General features: G+C 58.9%; 12 protein-coding genes. 8 read left to right on the top strand and 4 right to left on the bottom strand.

Annotated features, from left to right (window positions below):
• Positions 1 to 22 precede the first annotated feature (22 nt).
• Complete coding sequence (locus tag RB602_RS01880) at positions 23 to 1,135, top strand: C45 family autoproteolytic acyltransferase/hydrolase (RefSeq protein ID WP_317082440.1); 1,113 nt, start codon at positions 23 to 25, stop codon at positions 1,133 to 1,135.
• Between the two features lie 36 nt (positions 1,136 to 1,171).
• Here the strand turns inward: RB602_RS01880 and RB602_RS01875 are convergent, their stop codons facing one another.
• Positions 1,172 to 2,485 (bottom strand): NAD(P)/FAD-dependent oxidoreductase, encoded by a 1,314-nt coding sequence (locus RB602_RS01875; RefSeq protein WP_317082438.1) that lies wholly within the window; start codon positions 2,483 to 2,485, stop codon positions 1,172 to 1,174.
• A 69-nt stretch (positions 2,486 to 2,554) separates the two neighbouring features.
• Positions 2,555 to 3,262, bottom strand: a complete 708-nt coding sequence (locus RB602_RS01870) for a hypothetical protein (RefSeq protein WP_317082437.1) — start codon at positions 3,260 to 3,262, stop codon at positions 2,555 to 2,557.
• A gap of 141 nt (positions 3,263 to 3,403) precedes the next feature.
• Between RB602_RS01870 and RB602_RS01865 the strand changes: the two genes are divergently transcribed.
• Genes RB602_RS01865 through RB602_RS01850 form a run of 4 tightly spaced genes read left to right on the top strand, consistent with a single transcriptional unit; the run spans position 3,404 to position 9,175 of the window.
• Positions 3,404 to 5,197, top strand: coding sequence for a gamma-glutamyltransferase family protein (locus tag RB602_RS01865; RefSeq protein ID WP_317082435.1), 1,794 nt, complete (start codon positions 3,404 to 3,406; stop codon positions 5,195 to 5,197).
• Positions 5,198 to 5,980 carry a trehalose-phosphatase gene (gene otsB, locus RB602_RS01860; RefSeq protein ID WP_317082433.1) on the top strand — a complete coding sequence of 261 codons (783 nt, stop codon included), beginning with the start codon at positions 5,198 to 5,200 and terminating at the stop codon, positions 5,978 to 5,980.
• Positions 5,981 to 6,018: 38 nt separating this feature from the next.
• Positions 6,019 to 7,803 carry a glycoside hydrolase family 15 protein gene (locus RB602_RS01855; protein ID WP_317084620.1) on the top strand — a complete coding sequence of 595 codons (1,785 nt, stop codon included), beginning with the start codon at positions 6,019 to 6,021 and terminating at the stop codon, positions 7,801 to 7,803.
• 13 nt (positions 7,804 to 7,816) lie between these two features.
• Positions 7,817 to 9,175 (top strand): alpha,alpha-trehalose-phosphate synthase (UDP-forming), encoded by a 1,359-nt coding sequence (locus RB602_RS01850; RefSeq protein WP_317082431.1) that lies wholly within the window; start codon positions 7,817 to 7,819, stop codon positions 9,173 to 9,175.
• A gap of 3 nt (positions 9,176 to 9,178) precedes the next feature.
• On the opposite strand, the gene RB602_RS01845 is transcribed toward RB602_RS01850, so the two are convergent.
• The gene (locus RB602_RS01845; protein ID WP_317082429.1) at positions 9,179 to 10,051 is read right to left on the bottom strand and encodes a LysR family transcriptional regulator; all 873 of its coding nucleotides are present in this window, start codon (positions 10,049 to 10,051) and stop codon (positions 9,179 to 9,181) included.
• 118 nt (positions 10,052 to 10,169) lie between these two features.
• Here RB602_RS01845 and RB602_RS01840 point away from each other — a divergent pair, with 118 nt between their 5' ends.
• The gene (locus RB602_RS01840; RefSeq protein WP_317082428.1) at positions 10,170 to 11,741 is read left to right on the top strand and encodes a proton-conducting transporter transmembrane domain-containing protein; all 1,572 of its coding nucleotides are present in this window, start codon (positions 10,170 to 10,172) and stop codon (positions 11,739 to 11,741) included.
• Between the two features lie 12 nt (positions 11,742 to 11,753).
• Complete coding sequence (locus RB602_RS01835) at positions 11,754 to 14,216, top strand: YbcC family protein (RefSeq protein ID WP_317082427.1); 2,463 nt, start codon at positions 11,754 to 11,756, stop codon at positions 14,214 to 14,216.
• A 102-nt stretch (positions 14,217 to 14,318) separates the two neighbouring features.
• Here RB602_RS01835 and RB602_RS01830 read toward each other — a convergent pair whose 3' ends face one another.
• Positions 14,319 to 15,218 (bottom strand): HpcH/HpaI aldolase/citrate lyase family protein, encoded by a 900-nt coding sequence (locus RB602_RS01830; RefSeq protein WP_317082425.1) that lies wholly within the window; start codon positions 15,216 to 15,218, stop codon positions 14,319 to 14,321.
• 125 nt (positions 15,219 to 15,343) lie between these two features.
• Here RB602_RS01830 and RB602_RS01825 point away from each other — a divergent pair, with 125 nt between their 5' ends.
• Entirely contained in the window at positions 15,344 to 16,012 is a 669-nt protein-coding gene (locus RB602_RS01825; RefSeq protein WP_317082423.1) for a putative 2OG-Fe(II) oxygenase, read from the top strand.
• Positions 16,013 to 16,018 lie beyond the last annotated feature (6 nt).

Here is a 16,018-nt window from a genome sequence, read left to right as displayed (position 1 = left end):
AAGGCCGCCCGATGGAGGAAAGATGCTAGAGCTCAGCGTATCAGGATCGGCACGTGAGCGGGGACTTCAGCATGGTGAGGCTCTGCGCGCGGAGATTGCCGAGCATCTGGACCGATGGTTTCATTCGATTGAGACTGACCTCAAGACCGACCCCAAAGCCTATCTGCGCGAATTTCTGGAAAGTACCGACTTCCTGCCAGCCATAGACAAATGGACACCCGAGCTATTGCAGGAAGTCGAAGGCATCGCCGAAGCGGCGAACCAGCCGTTCGATCTCATCTTCGCGCGGCAGCTCAGCGATGAGGAGCCATGGCACCGGCGCGAAGTGAAAATGTCGGCGGCGGGGTTTGAAGGCTGTTCATCCGTCGGGGCGCGCCAGAAGGCCGGAGAAGAGACCATCATCGCGCAAAATATGGACGTCGCGCAATGGTGCGACGGGCTGCAGCTACTGTTGCATATCCGCTATCCCGACGGGCTGCAGGTGATGCAGTTCACCCTGCCCGGCAAGATCAATCTGGCGGGCATGAACAGCGCGGGCATCGGCATCTGCTGCAATACACTGAGCCAGCTGGACTATAGCCGAACCGGCCTGCCTGAGGATTTCGTCGTCCGCGGCGTTCTGGAACGGCGCACATTGGAGGATGCCCTGTCTTTCCTGGAAAGCATACCGCATGCTTCGGGGCAAAACTACACGCTGGCCGGCCCCGGCACCGCCGCCATCAACCTTGAATGCTCGGCAAAGTCCGTGGCGCGCTATGTGCCGGATTTTTCGACCGATCTCGTCTACCACACCAACCACCCGCTGGCGAACACCGACCGCGAAACGATGGACTCATGGACCAGGGATATGACCGAGGCCCAGCTACGCCAATATTATTTCGGCACCAGCCTTGAGCGCTTTCCGGCGATGACGACATTTTTGTCCAATCTCAAGGGGCCGCCTGATGCAGAGGATATGAAAGCGCTCCTCTCACTGCGCGAGGGCGGCGTCAGCAGACGCGGCGACGCGCATACCCAAAATGACAATCTCACCCTAGGCTGCCTGATCATGCACCTGTCAGAATCCCCCTTCATGGAAATCGCCCCGGGGCCACCATGCCAGACGCCTTTTGGGCGCTTTGAATTTGCCCGGTAGCTGATAGCTGTGGGGGTCGAACAAGCGACTGTCCGCCTAATGCAGCTTGAACTTCGGCCGGACGATCTGGTTTACCCGCCCGATCACGATCAGCATGATGCCGCGCAGATAGCCGTGGATCGCAAGAAGATGCAGGCGGTAGAGCGATTGATAGGCCCAGCGCGCGAGACGGCCCTCGATAGCCATGCGACCGCCGACGAGGTTGCCCATCAGGCTGCCCAGTGCAGAAAAGCGGCTAAGCGAGACGAGTGAGCCACGGTCACGATAGACGAAGTCCTTAAGCGGTTTGCCCTGTTGTGCTCGGACCAGATTATCGAACACCAGACTGGCCATCTGGTGCGCCGATTGCGCACGCGGTGGTACCGGCTTTCCCTCGCCCGGTAACAAGCAGGAGGCGCAATCGCCCATGGCGAAAATTCGGTCGTCCTTAGTTGTTTGCAGCGTTGGTCTGACGACAAACTGATCGAGGCGGTTGAGTTCCAGGTCGCTCATATTGGCAACACCGTCCGACCCTTTGACGCCTGCGGCCCAGACGATCAGATCGGCATCAATGCGCTCACCCGATTTGGTTTCGACAGTGTCGGCATGCACTGCGGTCACCTGGGTCGAGGCATGGACCTCGACGCCCAGCCGCTCCAGTTCGTGCCGTGCGGTTGCGGCGAGATCCTCGTCCAACTGGGGGAGTATACGCGGCCCGGCTTCGAGCAGGGTTACCTTCAGCTTATCCTCATCAAACACCTCGAGCCCATAGGTACGCAGAGAACTGGCCGCATTATAGAGCTCGGCTGCAAGCTCTACCCCTGTGGCTCCGGCGCCGATGATACAGATGCGCACATCGGCATCGCCCTTGCCCGTCTGATGCGCATGGTTGGCGCGCAGACAGGCATTGAGCAGACGCTGGCGGAAGCCATCGGCATGGCCGCGATGCTCGAGAAAATGGGCATGCTCGCGCACGCCCGGCACGCCGAAATCATTGGAGATGCCGCCAAAGGCCAGCACCAGATAATCATAGCGGATGACATGGCGACCGATAATCTCCTCGCCATCCTCATCGATTAAAGGCGCGGTGATGATCTGCTGTCTCTCGCGGTCAATCTTTTCCAGCGCGCCATGAAAGAAGCGATAACCCCAGCGCACCGCATGGCCACCATAGCCGACCTCGTCCATATTGGCATCGAGCGATCCGGCGGCGACCTCGTGCAGCAATGGCTTCCAGACATGGGTGAGGTTGCAGTCCACAAGGATGATATCATGGTCCTTGCGGCCATATTTGCTGCCCAGCTTGCGCACCAATTCCAGTCCGCCAGCGCCGCCGCCGACAACAACAATCTGTGTTTTGCGCTTGCTCATCTGTCCCCCTTTGGCGTTGCCAGCTCAGGATAACAGCGCATTATGAGCCGCTTTGTTCCGAGGGCGGAATTAGCGCGCGCCGCGTTTCTGGTTCGCCTGGATGGTGAAATAGATGATCAGCCCGACGCCGATAATGCTTGGGCCGGTCCAGATAAGGGGGTTGAACACCTGCTCGGGGATCATGCGGATAAGCCCGACCGAGAGAAAGGCGGTATAGGCCGAGATGCCCATGCCCACCAAAGCACGGAAATGCTCGCCAATATAGGCCATGGGCGGCGGCGCGCTGCTGCGCCAGACAAAGCGCAATTGCAGTGCCATCGCAACCAGTCCGACAGCGGCGACAAGCACCATCAGCGGATGCTCGACGCGGAAGCCGAAATAAGCGCACCATAGGCCAGACAGGATCACCGCCAGCATCACCAACTGATAGCGCGGCGCGCGCAAGGCGATGCGTTTGCGGCCATGTTTGACTACTGCCAAACCATAATCGGCAAAACCGATGGTGAGCAGGCCGAGATAGAGCATGAACCAGCCGAACAGCCCGGCGAAAAGCTCTCTATCGGTGATAGAGGGGATGCGTTCTTCCGGCCCATAAAGCGACAGCAGCGCCATGGCGATCGCCAGCGCTCCGGCGGTCATAAAGGCATAGCAGGCAATGCGCCCCCATTTGCGATGTGCTTTGGCACCCTTGCGCGCGATGATCGGTACCCAGAAGGAAATCAGGCCGGTAGAACCGGCGATCACATGCAGGACCACAAGGACTTCAAACAGGTGCATCACAGCGAGCGTACAATGTTTTGGACAGCTGTAAAGGACAAGCGATCTTGCCAGATGGGTAATAGGGCCTTGGCAAGCCGATGGAATTGGCTAGGCTGGCAATGCGACCCTTTCTCTCCCTAATCTCAGGATGATAGCGATATGCGTCTCTTTCTGTTGTCTATGCTGGCAGTCTCGGCTCTGTTGTTTCCTCCCGCCGCTGCGCAAGATGCGCAACCCGCTGGCGAGGAACCCAAGCTGGAGATAGGCGCGGGTGGGCGACCGGTGGGGCAAATCTGGTCGCGCAGCCCGGTTTATGCCGAGCATGGCATGGCGGCGACCGCGCACCCGCTGGCAAGCCAGATTGCAATAGATATCCTTAAAAAAGGCGGCAGCGCGGTCGATGCGGCGATTGCCGCCAATGCCGCACTGGGCCTGATGGAACCCACCGGTAATGGCATTGGCGGCGATCTGTTTGCCATTGTCTGGGATCCGAAAACGCAAAAGCTCCACGGCCTGAACGGCTCGGGCAAGAGCGCAATGGGTACATCCTATGCCGAATTTATAGAGCAGCTGGACGGGCTGACCAGTATTCCGCCGCTGGGGCCTTTGCCGATCACCGTGCCGGGTGCGGTGGATGGCTGGTTTGAACTGCATGGCAAATTCGGCAAGCTGCCCATGGCAGATATCCTGGCTCCCGCTATCAGCTATGCCCATGAAGGCCATCCGGTATCGCCGGTGATCGCCTATTATTTCAGCCGCAATTTGCGCGCTTTTGAGCGCAATGAGGCGATGATCGGCGACTTTTCCAATGCCCGCGCTACCTGGTTCGCCACTGGCGCGCCCAAGGTCGGGGAGATTTTCAAAAATCCCGATCTTGGCAGGACGTTGAGCCTGATAGCCGAAGGCGGGCGCGATGCTTTTTACAAAGGCGAAATTGCCCGGACGATTGATGCCTATATGCGGCGTGTTGGCGGCAATTTGCGCTATGAAGATTTCGCCGCGCATAGCAGCAAATGGGTGGAGCCGGGCTGTGTGAGTTATCGCAAAGGCTTTGAGCTGTGCGAACTGCCGCCCAATTCGCAGGGCTTTGCCGCGTTGCAAATGGCGAATATCCTCAAAAATGTCGATCTCGCACAATATCCGCGCGGCAGCGCCGAAGTGCTGCACTATATCACTGAGGCCAAGCGCCTCGCCTTTGAGGATGTCGCGCGCTTCTATGCCGACCCGGATATGTCGCCGGCGCCTCTGGAGTGGCTGCTCAGCGACGAATATGGCCGCGAGCGCTTTGCCTTGATTGATCCGGCAAAAGCCTCGCCTGCATTCGGCCCCGGTGAACCCAAGCTGGAGGGCGAAGGCGACACGACGTACCTCACTGTTGCCGACAAGAACGGCATGATGGTCTCGCTGATCCAGTCCAATTATCGCGGCATGGGCAGCGGTCTGGTTGCGGATGGGCTCGGCTTTATGTTTCAGGATCGCGGCGAACTCTATTCGCTCGATCCCAATCACCCCAATGTCTATGCCCCGGGCAAACGACCGTTCCAGACGATCATCCCGGCTTTTATGAAGAAGGATGGCCAGCCCTATATGTCTTTCGGCCTGATGGGAGGCGGCATGCAGCCACAGGGGCATGTGCAGGTGATGGTCAATATTGTCGATTATGGCATGAACCTGCAGGAAGCAGGCGATGCGGCGCGGCTCAACCATGAAGGCGGGCGTGCACCCACCGATCCGCTCAACATCCAAGATGCTGATCTGCTCGGCGTGTTGCATGTCGAGCCTGGGATTTCGCCAGAGACCATCGAACGGCTTCAAGCCATGGGGCACAAAGTTGAAGTGGTCGACAATGGTGTGATGTTTGGCGGTTATCAGGCAATTGTCCGCGACCCGGAAACCGGTGTCTATCATGGCGCGACAGAGATGCGCAAAGACGGGCAGGCGTTGGGATATTGAGTGGCGCGCGAGCAGGGCATAGACCGGATGCCATTGACACAGCCACCGCAGAGCCTGCTTGAGGGGGCGTCGCTGTTTCTCGACTTTGACGGGACATTGGTAGCGCTGGCCGATACGCCCGATGCGGTGGTGGTGCCCGAGCAGACTAGAGCGCTATTGGCTGGCTTGGATCGTGCATTAGAAGGCCGAGTGGCAATTATTTCTGGCCGAGATGTGGCCAGCCTGAGAGACGGTTTCGGCCTGCAGAATATCGCAATCTCGGGAAGTCATGGCGCCGAAATCGCGCTGCCGGGCCAGTCTGTGGCAGCAGCACCACGCGGCGACGGCTTGGCGCACGCTTATGCGGCGCTGACACAGTTTGCCGAACGGCATGAGGGCGTGCTGGTCGAGCAAAAGGCGCTGGGCATCGGCCTGCATTATCGGCTTGCGCCGCAACTAGCCGAGACCTGCAAGGCGCAGGCACATGATGTCGCTGATCGCTTTGGCCTCTCGGTTCATTCCGGCAAGATGATCTATGAGCTGCGCGGCGATACTGCCGATAAGGGCGTGGGGCTCACCGCTCTGATGCAGCAGCAGCCATTCAACGCAGGACGTCCGGTATTTATCGGCGACGATGTCACCGATGAAGATGGCTTCCGCGCCGCCAAAGCACTGGGCGGCTTTGGAATTAAGGTTGGCGTTTCGGAGCAAACCCATGCAAGCTATGCGTTAGATGATGTAAGCGCCGTGCATGATTATCTCGCGGCGATCATCACCGACGCAGAACAGGGGAAGCATTTGTGAGCGCAGCAGCGGCGTCTGACACTACGCAACAGCGCAATTTGGAGCTATGGCCGATCGGCAATTGTCAGGCTTCGGCCCTGATCGACAGTGAAGCGCGGCTGATCTGGGGCTGCCTGCCGCGGATTGATGGTGATCCGGCTTTTTGCGCCCTACTCAACAATGATGATTTTGCCGATGAAGAGGCACAGGGTTTCTGGAGCATTGATCTGGAAAACTGTGTTTCCGTCGAGCAGGCCTATGTCCGCAATACGCCTGTCCTGCGCACCCGCAAGACCGACAGCAATGGCAGCGCCATTGACATATTCGATTTCTGTCCGCGCCGGGCCCAGCGCGGGCGCATCTACCGTCCCACGGCCTTTGCCCGCATCGTGCGACCGGTATCGGGATCGCCGCGCATCAAGGTGAAGCTGCGGCCGCTGTCCAGCTGGGGCAAGGAGAGGCCAAAGCTCTCTTTCGGCTCCAACCATATCCGCTATCCGCTGGCGGCAATGAATATGCGGCTCAGCACCGATGCCCCTATTGGGCATATCTCGGTCGAAAACAGCTTCCGGGTCGAACGCAATCTGCATTTCTTCTTTGGCCCGGATGAAAGCTTTGTCGGCCCACTGGGCGAGACGGTCTCGAAGATGATGACCGACACCATCTATAGCTGGCAGCGCTGGGTCCGCACTCTGGCGATTCCGGCGGAATGGCAGCAGGAAGTCATCCGCTCGGCTATCACGCTGAAGCTGTGTCAGCATGAGGATAGCGGCGCGATTGTCGCGGCGATGACCACCTCGATCCCCGAACATGCCGATAGTGGCCGCAATTGGGACTATCGCTATTGCTGGATCCGTGATGCCTATTACACGGTTGAGGCGCTGAACCGTATCGGCGCGCTGGATGTGCTCGAATCCTATCTCGAATATCTGCGCAACATTGTCGACAATGCCACCGACGGACATATTCAGCCGCTTTATGGCGTGCTTGGGCATGCTGAACTGAACGAGACCGAGGCGGAGCATCTGCCCGGCTATCGCGGCATGGGTCCAGTGCGTGTCGGCAATCAGGCCTATGACCAGACCCAGCACGACGCCTATGGCCAGATTGTCTTGTCCTCGGCGCAAGCCTTTTGGGACCATCGCCTGTTGCGCATGTCGGGAGAAGAGGATTTCGAGGCGCTGGAACTGGTCGGAGAACTCGCCTGGGAGGTCTATGACAAACCCGATGCAGGGCTATGGGAATTGCGCACAAGGGAGCATGTCCATACCTATTCTGCGGTGATGTGCTGGGCCGCATGTGATCGGCTCGCCAATGTCGCCAATATGCTGGGCTTGGAGGAACGGGCGCAGCATTGGGCGCGGCGCGCGGCGACAATGAAAGACATGATCCTGAAACAGGCGTGGAACGAGAATAGCGAAGCGCTATCGGCGACGTTTGAGGGCGATGACCGCGATGCCAGCCTGTTGCAGCTGCTTGATCTGCGCTTTCTCGATGCCAATGACCCCAAATTCCGCAGTACGTTGACAACGCTGGAAGAGGCGCTGCGCCGTGGCAACCATATGCTGCGCTACGCCGCCGAGGATGATTTCGGCATGCCGCAAACCGCGTTCAATGTCTGCACCTTCTGGCTGATCGAGGCGCTGCACCTGTCAGGCCGCGAAACCGAGGCGCGGCATCTTTTTGAGGAAATGCTGGCGCGGCGGACGGCCGCCGGTTTATTGTCCGAGGATATTGATCCGGCAACCGGCGAGCTGTGGGGCAATTATCCGCAGACCTATTCGCTGGTGGGGATCATCAATTGCGCGGTGCTGTTGAGCCGACCATGGAGCGAGTTGCGATGAACAGAAAGCCCAAATGAGCCGCTTGGTCGTTATCTCCAACCGGGTTTCCAAATGGAAACAGGGCGGCGCGCAGGGCGGGCTGGCGGTCGCACTCAATTCGGCCTTGCGGCAGAATAATGGCCTGTGGTTCGGCTGGTCCGGCCAGCGGGTCGAGACATTTACCGGGCATCTCGACATTGAGGAGCATGGCGGTGTGCGCACCGCAACGATTGATCTCGATGAGCAGGATGTCGATGAATATTACAATGGTTTTGCCAATCGCACGCTCTGGCCGCTGTTCCACTATCGCATCGATCTGGCCGAATATGAGCGCAGCTTTGGCGAGGGCTATGAGCGGGTCAACAACCGCTTTGCCGATACCGTCCTGCCGCTGATCGAACCCGGTGACGCGGTCTGGGTGCATGATTACCATCTGATTCCCTTGGGCTATCGACTGCGCAAGCTGGGCTGCAACAACAAGGTCGGTTTTTTTCTGCACACACCCTGGCCGCCCACGCGGCTTTTGGTGGCGCTGCCTTATCATCAGCGGCTGGTGGAGTCGCTCTTCGCCTATGATGTTGTCGGCTTTCAAACCGAGGAATGGCTGGAGAGCTTTCGCCATTATTGCGAGAAGGAACTGGGGGCGAACATTGACGGCGAAACCATCAGCTATGGCGATTTGACGCTAAAGGCGATCGCCTGTCCTATCGGTCTTGATCACACCGAGTTTCTCGCCGCCAGCCAGTCCGAAGACGCCGACAAAGCGCACGATAAGATGCGCGCCAGTCTGCAGGACCGCAAGCTGATCGTCGGCGTTGATCGGCTCGACTATTCCAAGGGGCTGGAGGAGCGTTTCAACGGGCTGGAGCGTTTCTTCACCGACAATCCCGAACAGCAGCGCGAGGTTGTGATGGTGCAGATTGCGCCGCCATCACGCGGCGAGGTGGAGAGCTATCAGGAAATCCGTGCCGCACTGGATGCCCAGACCGGGCGCATCAACGGCGCTTTTGCCCATGTTGACTGGACCCCGATCCGCTATGCCAATCGCGGCTATCCCCGCGTCGAGCTGGCGGGCATATACCGTGCCGCCAAAGCGGCTTTGGTGACACCGCTGCGCGATGGCATGAACCTTGTAGCCAAGGAATTTGTCGTGGCGCAGGACCCGGAAGACCCGGGCGTATTGATCCTGTCGCGCTTTGCCGGGGCATCGCTGCAGCTGACCGAGGCGCTACTGGTCAATCCCTATTCCGCCGAGGAGCTTTCCGACGCGATCAGCACCGCGCTCGCCATGCCGCTGGAAGAACGCCAACGCCGCTGGCGCGCAATGATGGATGTTATGGAAAAGACCGACGTCATCTGGTGGCGCGAGAAATTCACCCAATATCTGCGCTAGCATTCAAACGCTTATTAGCTCTTCCAAAAGCGGATTGGGGAAGCGCCGCGACAGGGTGATGGCGTAGAAATCCTCAACCATGCCGGGCAATTCGGCCACCTGAACCAGTTCGCCGCTGCGCAATTCTTCCTGCACAACGATGGGCGGGATCACCGCCAGGCCCTTCTTCGCCCGCGCCAAAAGACGGAGCATCGCCATATCATCTGCCTCGGCGGCGACCTGCACGGTGAGCCCCATCCGGGCAACCATGGCATCAAATGTGCCGCGGATGCTGCTTTCGGCAGAAGGGAGGATGAGCGGAGAGGTGCAGAGGATGCTATCCAGAGCCTGCTCATGCTTCGCAAAATCGGGATGCGCGATCAGGCTCACCGGTTGCTCGTCAATCAGATGCGCCGCCCAGTTAGACTCGCTGTCGCGCTGCGGCGGCATATTGGTCAGCAGCACATCAATCTCATGGTTTTCGAGTTTTTCCTGCAGGCTACGGAAATTGCCGGAATCGATGGTGATATGAACATCATCACGGCCCAGCAGTGGCTCTAAAAACTGAATCTGGAAATTGCGCGACAGGGTGGAGACGGCACCGACGCGGAATGTATAGCGTTCAGCGCTGTGCTGATCGCGCAATGTGCCGAGCAGTTCATCGCCGGTGGCAAAGATGGAATCGGCATAGTCGAGCGCGATATGGCCGGCCTCGGTCAAGTGCAGCCTCTTGCCGCGCCGCTCAAAGAGGCTCTGGTCGAGCTGCGCTTCGAGCTTTTGTATCTGCACCGAGAGCGCCGATTGCGACACGTTGAGCTTATCCGCCGCACGGGTGAGATTGCCCTCATGCGCCACCGCCCAGAAATAGCGCAGATGGTTATAGTTAAGCTGTGCCACAAAGATAATCCTTTGCCCCAATATATATAAAACAGAATGATATCCTGCAAACATTGAATTTAGCGAATGACATCGCATCGCCTAGAGCCGTGGAAATGCATTTTCTCTGGAGCGGTATATGCCTAACCTGTTGACACTCCTTCCTACTCTGGGCCCAGTGGCGCTGATTCTGGCCGGACTGGTCTGCTTCCGCAATCCCGGCCTCAGGCCCGGCAGAGCGCTGGCGGCCAGCCGTTTTGCCAGCCTTTTTGCCATGGTCGCAGCATTGGGTACCATTGGCGTCCTCATAGCCTTTGGTCCAGGTGATGGCATGGTCATTGGCAGCGGGTGGTTCGCCTTGGGTGACCGTATCGACCCGTTAAGCACCTCGCTCTTTACCCTGATCGCCTTTATCGGCGTGATCGTGCTGCAATATAGCCGCAACTATCTCGACGGTGATGCGGCACAGGGCCGTTTTCTTGGCTGGATGTGCCTGACCCTTGCTGCGGTGATGTTCCTGGTGCTCTCGGGCACATTGTTCCAGCTTGCCCTGGCCTGGATTGCCACCAGCCTGGGTCTGCACAAACTGCTGATCTTCTTCAAGGACCGCCCGGCAGCTACCGTCGCCGCGCGCAAGCGCACCGTGGTCGCGCGGCTTGGCGATATCAGTCTGATCGCGGCTTTCGCCCTGCTCGTCAGCGCCTTTGGCGAAACCCAGATCAGCGCCATTCTTGCGGCGGCTGAAGCCGGTCAAGGCTCGACCAGCATTACCATCGCTGCCTGCCTGATCGCATTGGCGGCACTGCTTAAATCGGCGCAGTTTCCTACCCATGGCTGGCTGATCGAGGTCATGGAAACCCCGACTCCGGTCTCCGCCCTGCTGCACGCCGGTATCGTCAATGCCGGGGGTTTTCTCGTCATCCGCTTTGCCGATGTCATGCTGCTCGCCCTGCCCTCGCTCTGGCTGCTGGCCTTTGTCGGCGGCGTCACCGCGTTGATTGGTGTTGCCGTCATGCTCACCCAGTCGCGCATCAAGAACCAGCTTGCCTGGTCCACCGTTGCGCAAATGGGCTTCATGCTGATGCAATGCGGCTTTGGTGCCTTTTCGCTGGCCCTGCTGCATATCATTGCACACTCGCTCTACAAGGCGCACAGCTTCCTCTCTTCAGGCAGCGTGATTGACGCGGTGCGCGTGCCGACCACCCACGGCGCCTATAGCCGCCCCGATTTCTCGCGTTTCGCGGTTGGCGCTGCGGCGGCGCTGACCTTCTATGTTGGTATCGGCTCGCTAATGGGTGTCCAGCTTACTGAAAAGCCGGGCTGGATGGTATTCGGCGCGGTGCTGGTGCTGGCGCTCGCCCGCTTCATGGCCAAGAGCCTTGCGGCAAAAAGCTGGGCCGCGAGCGTGATGCGTATCGGCGCGGCCTCGGTTGCCCTTTCGGCGCTTTATTTCGGGCTGCAGATCGGTGCCGCCTGGATGGTGGGCGACAGCCTCCCAGCCAAGGCGATAACCTCACCGGTGCTGGTAGCGATGATGATCGGCTTTACCGTCAGCTTCGTCCTGTTGATGGCAGTGCAGCACCTGCCCGCCTCAATCGCGCGGACCCGCTTTGCCGAGGCAATGCGCATCCACACCACCAACGGCTTTTACGCCAACGCCATGTTCAATCGTCTGGTCGGCGCCTCGCGCGGCCAGAGCAAGGCTGTATAAGGGAGTATGACCATGAACGCCATTCAGGCCGTAAAAGACCTGCCCGCCTCTGCTTCGGCAGTGATGCATATTCCCGCTGAAGCACTGGAGAAAGCAATTGCCACATCCTGTGTGCGTATCGCACCCTGTTGGCCGCTCAAACATTTCGTCGCGGTAAATCCCTATTTCGGCATTGCCGATAAAAGCTTTCTGAGCGCTGCTGAATGGCTGGGCCAAAGCGCCGGCTCGCCGCTGACGCTTGCGCCCACTGAATATATCGAAGCGATTGATTCCGGCCGCATAGATGACGCGGCTCTGACCGCTGCGCTCAAAGCCGCGAACATTGACGAGCGCACCGATGCGGTGGTCGCCAGACTGACGGTGATGGACGCCGAGCTTAATCAGGCACCTTCCATGGCCGGACTGCTCGACGAGACTCGCGGCTGGGCGATTGAGAGCTTTCTTGTCGATCGCATCTCGCATTGGGCAATGGCGCATTTTGACGAGGGGCAGGCTGATTGGCGGCCCGATCTTGGCACCTCGATTTTTGCCGCGTGGAAGACCTTTGCCAGCATCGACAAGACCCCGAATATTGCCGGTCTGAAGGGTCTGCGTCCATTGTTCAACGCTCTGCCTGATGATCCACAACAGGCAATTGCCGAGATGGCAACCGATATGGGCCTCAGCGCTGACCAGCTGGAAATGGTGTTTGACCGGTTGCTGATGAGCATCAATGGCTGGGCGAGCTATGCCCGCTATATCGCCTGGGGCTTTGAGCTGAAAGGCGAGAGCAATGACAGTGTGATGCAGGTGCTGGCGATCCGCCTCGCCTGGGACTGGGCTTTGTGGAAGACGGCAACAGCTGAGGAACAGCACCAATGGGCAGTGGCGCTGGCCGAAGCGCAGGGCCGGGAAAATGGTGACTGGCTGGCACTGCTGCATGCCGTGCACAATGCCTATGAGCTCAGCTGGCAGACAGACCTGGTCGGCAAGCTCAACGCGCAAAAAGACGATGGCGGCGACACCCGCCCTGCAGCACAGGCAGTGTTCTGCATTGATGTCCGCTCCGAAGTCTATCGCCGCGCACTCGAAGCCGCGATGCCGGGCATGGAGACCATCGGCTTCGCCGGTTTCTTTGGTGCCGCGATTGAATATGTACCTCTGGGCGCAGAGGATGGCGCACTGCAATGCCCGGTGTTGCTCAACCCCGGTTTCGAGATCGCCGAGAGCAGCGGCGATGCTGACAAGAACGAGAAAATCATAGGCGCCAAGCGGATCAGCGAGGCGACCCGCGCGGCATGGTATGCGCTCAAAATGGGGGCGATCTCGTCTTTCGCTTTTGTCGAAACACTCGGCCTTGGTTTTGCCTCCAAGCTGATTACCGATACGTTGGGCGTTACCCGTCCCGGCCCCAATCCGGCAGAGCGCGGCGTTGGCAAGGATATGGCCGATAAGCTCGCGCCTACGCTGGAGCATTATCATAATGCTACCGGCATTCCGGTCGAAGAGCGCGTTGATCTGGCCGCTGGCATGCTCGGCGGCATGACGCTGACCAGCAATCTGGCGCGGCTGGTGGTGCTCACCGGCCATGGCTCAACCAGTGTCAACAACCCCCATGCCAGCGGCCTCGATTGCGGTGCCTGTGGCGGCCATGCCGGCGATTCCAACGCCCGGGTCTCGGTGATGCTGCTGAATGATCCCGAAGTGCGCGCCGGTCTCGCCGAACGCGGTCAGATCATTCCCGACGATACCATCTTCGTCGCCGGCCTGCATGACACCACCACCGATGAAGTGGTGCTGTTCGATACCTGTGGCATTCCCGACAGCCATCGCGATGAGCTGAAGCAGCTCAAGCAGGCGCTGAAAACCGCTGGCGAAACCACCCGCCGCGAGCGCGCCGCCAAGCTCAATCTGCGCAGCGATGTCAGCATCACCGAGGAAGTGCTGGCGCGCTCCAATGACTGGAGTCAGGTGCGTCCCGAATGGGGTCTCGCCGGATGCGCTGCTTTCATCGCCGCACCGCGCAAGCGGACGCAGAATATCAATCTCGACGGCCGTGCCTTCCTGCACAATTATGATGCCGAAGCCGATAGCGAAAAGGCGATATTGGAACTGATCATGACCGCGCCGATGGTGGTCGCGAGCTGGATCAACCTGCAATATTATGCCTCGACCGTCGACAATGTCACCTTTGGTTGTGGCGACAAGACACTGCACAATGTGGTCGGCAAGGTCGGCGTGTTGGAAGGCCATGGCGGCGATCTGCGCACCGGGCTTTCCTGGCAATCGCTGCATGATGGCGAGAAGCTGATCCACGAACCGATGCGGCTTAACGTCATCATCGAAGCGCCGATTGACGCGATGAATAAAATCATCGCAGGCCATGATCATGTCCGCCATTTGCTAGACCATGGCTGGGTCCATCTTTTTCATATGGATGGTGATGGCAAGGTCGCGAAGAAATATGCCGGTGGCGGCGAGTGGGCGGAATTTTGATCTAGCGAAGTGACCAGTATATCCGTTCGCCTCGAGCGAAGTCGAGAGGCCGCGGCAAGTAGAGTACTGTGTCTCGACTACGCTCGACACGAACGGAAGCTTTTAGCGCGTCGCGATCGCCTCGGCTTCCGCCACCAGCCGCTCAGCTTCGGCCAGATGCAATCGCTCGACCATCTTGCCGTTCAGACTGATCACGCCCTTATCGGCATTATCCGGCTCGGCAAAAGCCGCGATAATCGCATGCGCCTCTGTGAGCGCGTCGGGATCAGGCGCAAAAACCTGATTGCAGGCTTCAATCTGTGATGGATGAATCACCGTCTTGCCATCAAAGCCCAAACGCCTGCCCTGCTCTGCCTCACGCACCAGTCCATCGGCATCGCCAATGCCGTTAAACACGCCGTCGAGCGCGACCAGACCATGCGCCCGGGCAGCCATCACCGTGGTTGAAAGCGCCATCTGAAAGGCGGTGCGCTCGGCATCAGCCTGTAGCCGCATGTCCTTGGCAAGATCATTGGTCCCGACAACAAAAGCCGAAAGTCCGGTGTCTGATGCGCTGCCAGCGATATCACCCAACGCCAAAATCGCCGCTGGCGTTTCGATCATCGCCCATAGCGCGACAGTCTTCGCAACACCCATAGCCGCCATGCTTTCCGCCAGCGCATGCACATCATCAGGGCTACCAACCTTGGGCAGCAACACGGCATCAAGTGACAGACGCGCGGCCAGTGCCAGATCATCGGCAAACCATGGCGTATCACGGCCATTAACCCGCAAAACCAGCTCGCGATGGCCATAATCGGCTTCAGCCAGTGCCTGTGCCAAGGTCTCCCGCGCTACCTCTTTGGTATCGGGCGCGACCGCGTCTTCCAGATCGAAAATCACCACATCGCAATCCAAGGTCCGCGCCTTGGCGAGGGCGCGTTCATTGCTGGCGGGCATATAGAGCGCGCTGCGGCGCGGGCAGATCGCGGGAGCGGAGGATGACGCAGGGTTTTTGACCATGGCCTTTTCTGGCCGCTATACACTCCATGGTCAATCCGGTGTCTATGGTGCACGGCTATGCTAAACCAAAGCTTAAAGGCTTGGCGTTAGTATGGTCGCGGAAAACAAGAGCGAGAAAGCCCATTATGAACACAATGCAGCCCGTGACTCAGCCTGATCTGATCGCCTTTGAGGAAGACCCGTTTGCCTATTATGAGCCGCTGCTGTCTGTCGGTCATTTGCGGGTGCCGATCGGGCATGATCTCGACAATGCGGAGATCACCCGCGCGGTTGTGGCCAAGGAAGAGGATCGCCGTTGCAATGACAGCAATGACACCAAATCCGAGGACTCGCTGCTGCCCTATGACCATCCCGAAGTCGCCAAGCTGCTGGGGCGGATTGACGGCTTTATCCGCCGCCTGAATCCGCATTTTGAGGATCTGGAGGATTGCGAGACCTGGGGCCATATTCTCAATCCGGGGCAGAATACCGATTATCACACCCATATCCGCAATGACTGGCCCGATGGCATTTCCTGGGTTTATTACAGCAACTATCCGGAAAATAGCGGCGCGATTGTGTTTGTGCTGGAGGCAGTGGCGCGGCGCAATCATGTTCAGCTGGAACCTGAGGTGGGCACGCTGTTGCTCTTCCCCTCCTATGCGCCGCATTACACCAAGCGCAATATGAGCCAGGAAAAGCGCGTATCGATCAGCGGCAACCATTTCCCGCACCCCAAAAAGGCTAAAGCCTTCGACAAATATGCCAATACGCATATCACGCCCTATGCCCATATGCTGGGAATCTGGACCTGATTTCGC

The sequence above is a fragment of the Parasphingorhabdus sp. SCSIO 66989 genome (assembly GCF_032852305.1).
In the GTDB taxonomy this organism is placed as follows: Bacteria; Pseudomonadota; Alphaproteobacteria; order Sphingomonadales; family Sphingomonadaceae; genus Alterisphingorhabdus; species Alterisphingorhabdus coralli.
Note: the sequence above shows the minus strand (reverse complement) of the source record. Positions and strands in the feature narration are given on the sequence as shown.

What these genes read in the sequence shown, in the direction of transcription:
- RB602_RS01850 (WP_317082431.1), top strand. Translation starts at nt 7,817, where the DNA reads ATGAGCCGCTTGGTCGTTATCTCCAACCGGGTTTCCAAATGGAAACAG.
- RB602_RS01875 (WP_317082438.1), bottom strand. Translation starts at nt 2,485, where the DNA reads ATGAGCAAGCGCAAAACACAGATTGTTGTTGTCGGCGGCGGCGCTGGC.
- RB602_RS01825 (WP_317082423.1), top strand. Translation starts at nt 15,344, where the DNA reads ATGAACACAATGCAGCCCGTGACTCAGCCTGATCTGATCGCCTTTGAG.
- RB602_RS01870 (WP_317082437.1), bottom strand. Translation starts at nt 3,262, where the DNA reads ATGCACCTGTTTGAAGTCCTTGTGGTCCTGCATGTGATCGCCGGTTCT.
- RB602_RS01865 (WP_317082435.1), top strand. Translation starts at nt 3,404, where the DNA reads ATGCGTCTCTTTCTGTTGTCTATGCTGGCAGTCTCGGCTCTGTTGTTT.
- RB602_RS01840 (WP_317082428.1), top strand. Translation starts at nt 10,170, where the DNA reads ATGCCTAACCTGTTGACACTCCTTCCTACTCTGGGCCCAGTGGCGCTG.
- RB602_RS01835 (WP_317082427.1), top strand. Translation starts at nt 11,754, where the DNA reads ATGAACGCCATTCAGGCCGTAAAAGACCTGCCCGCCTCTGCTTCGGCA.
- RB602_RS01880 (WP_317082440.1), top strand. Translation starts at nt 23, where the DNA reads ATGCTAGAGCTCAGCGTATCAGGATCGGCACGTGAGCGGGGACTTCAG.
- RB602_RS01830 (WP_317082425.1), bottom strand. Translation starts at nt 15,218, where the DNA reads ATGGTCAAAAACCCTGCGTCATCCTCCGCTCCCGCGATCTGCCCGCGC.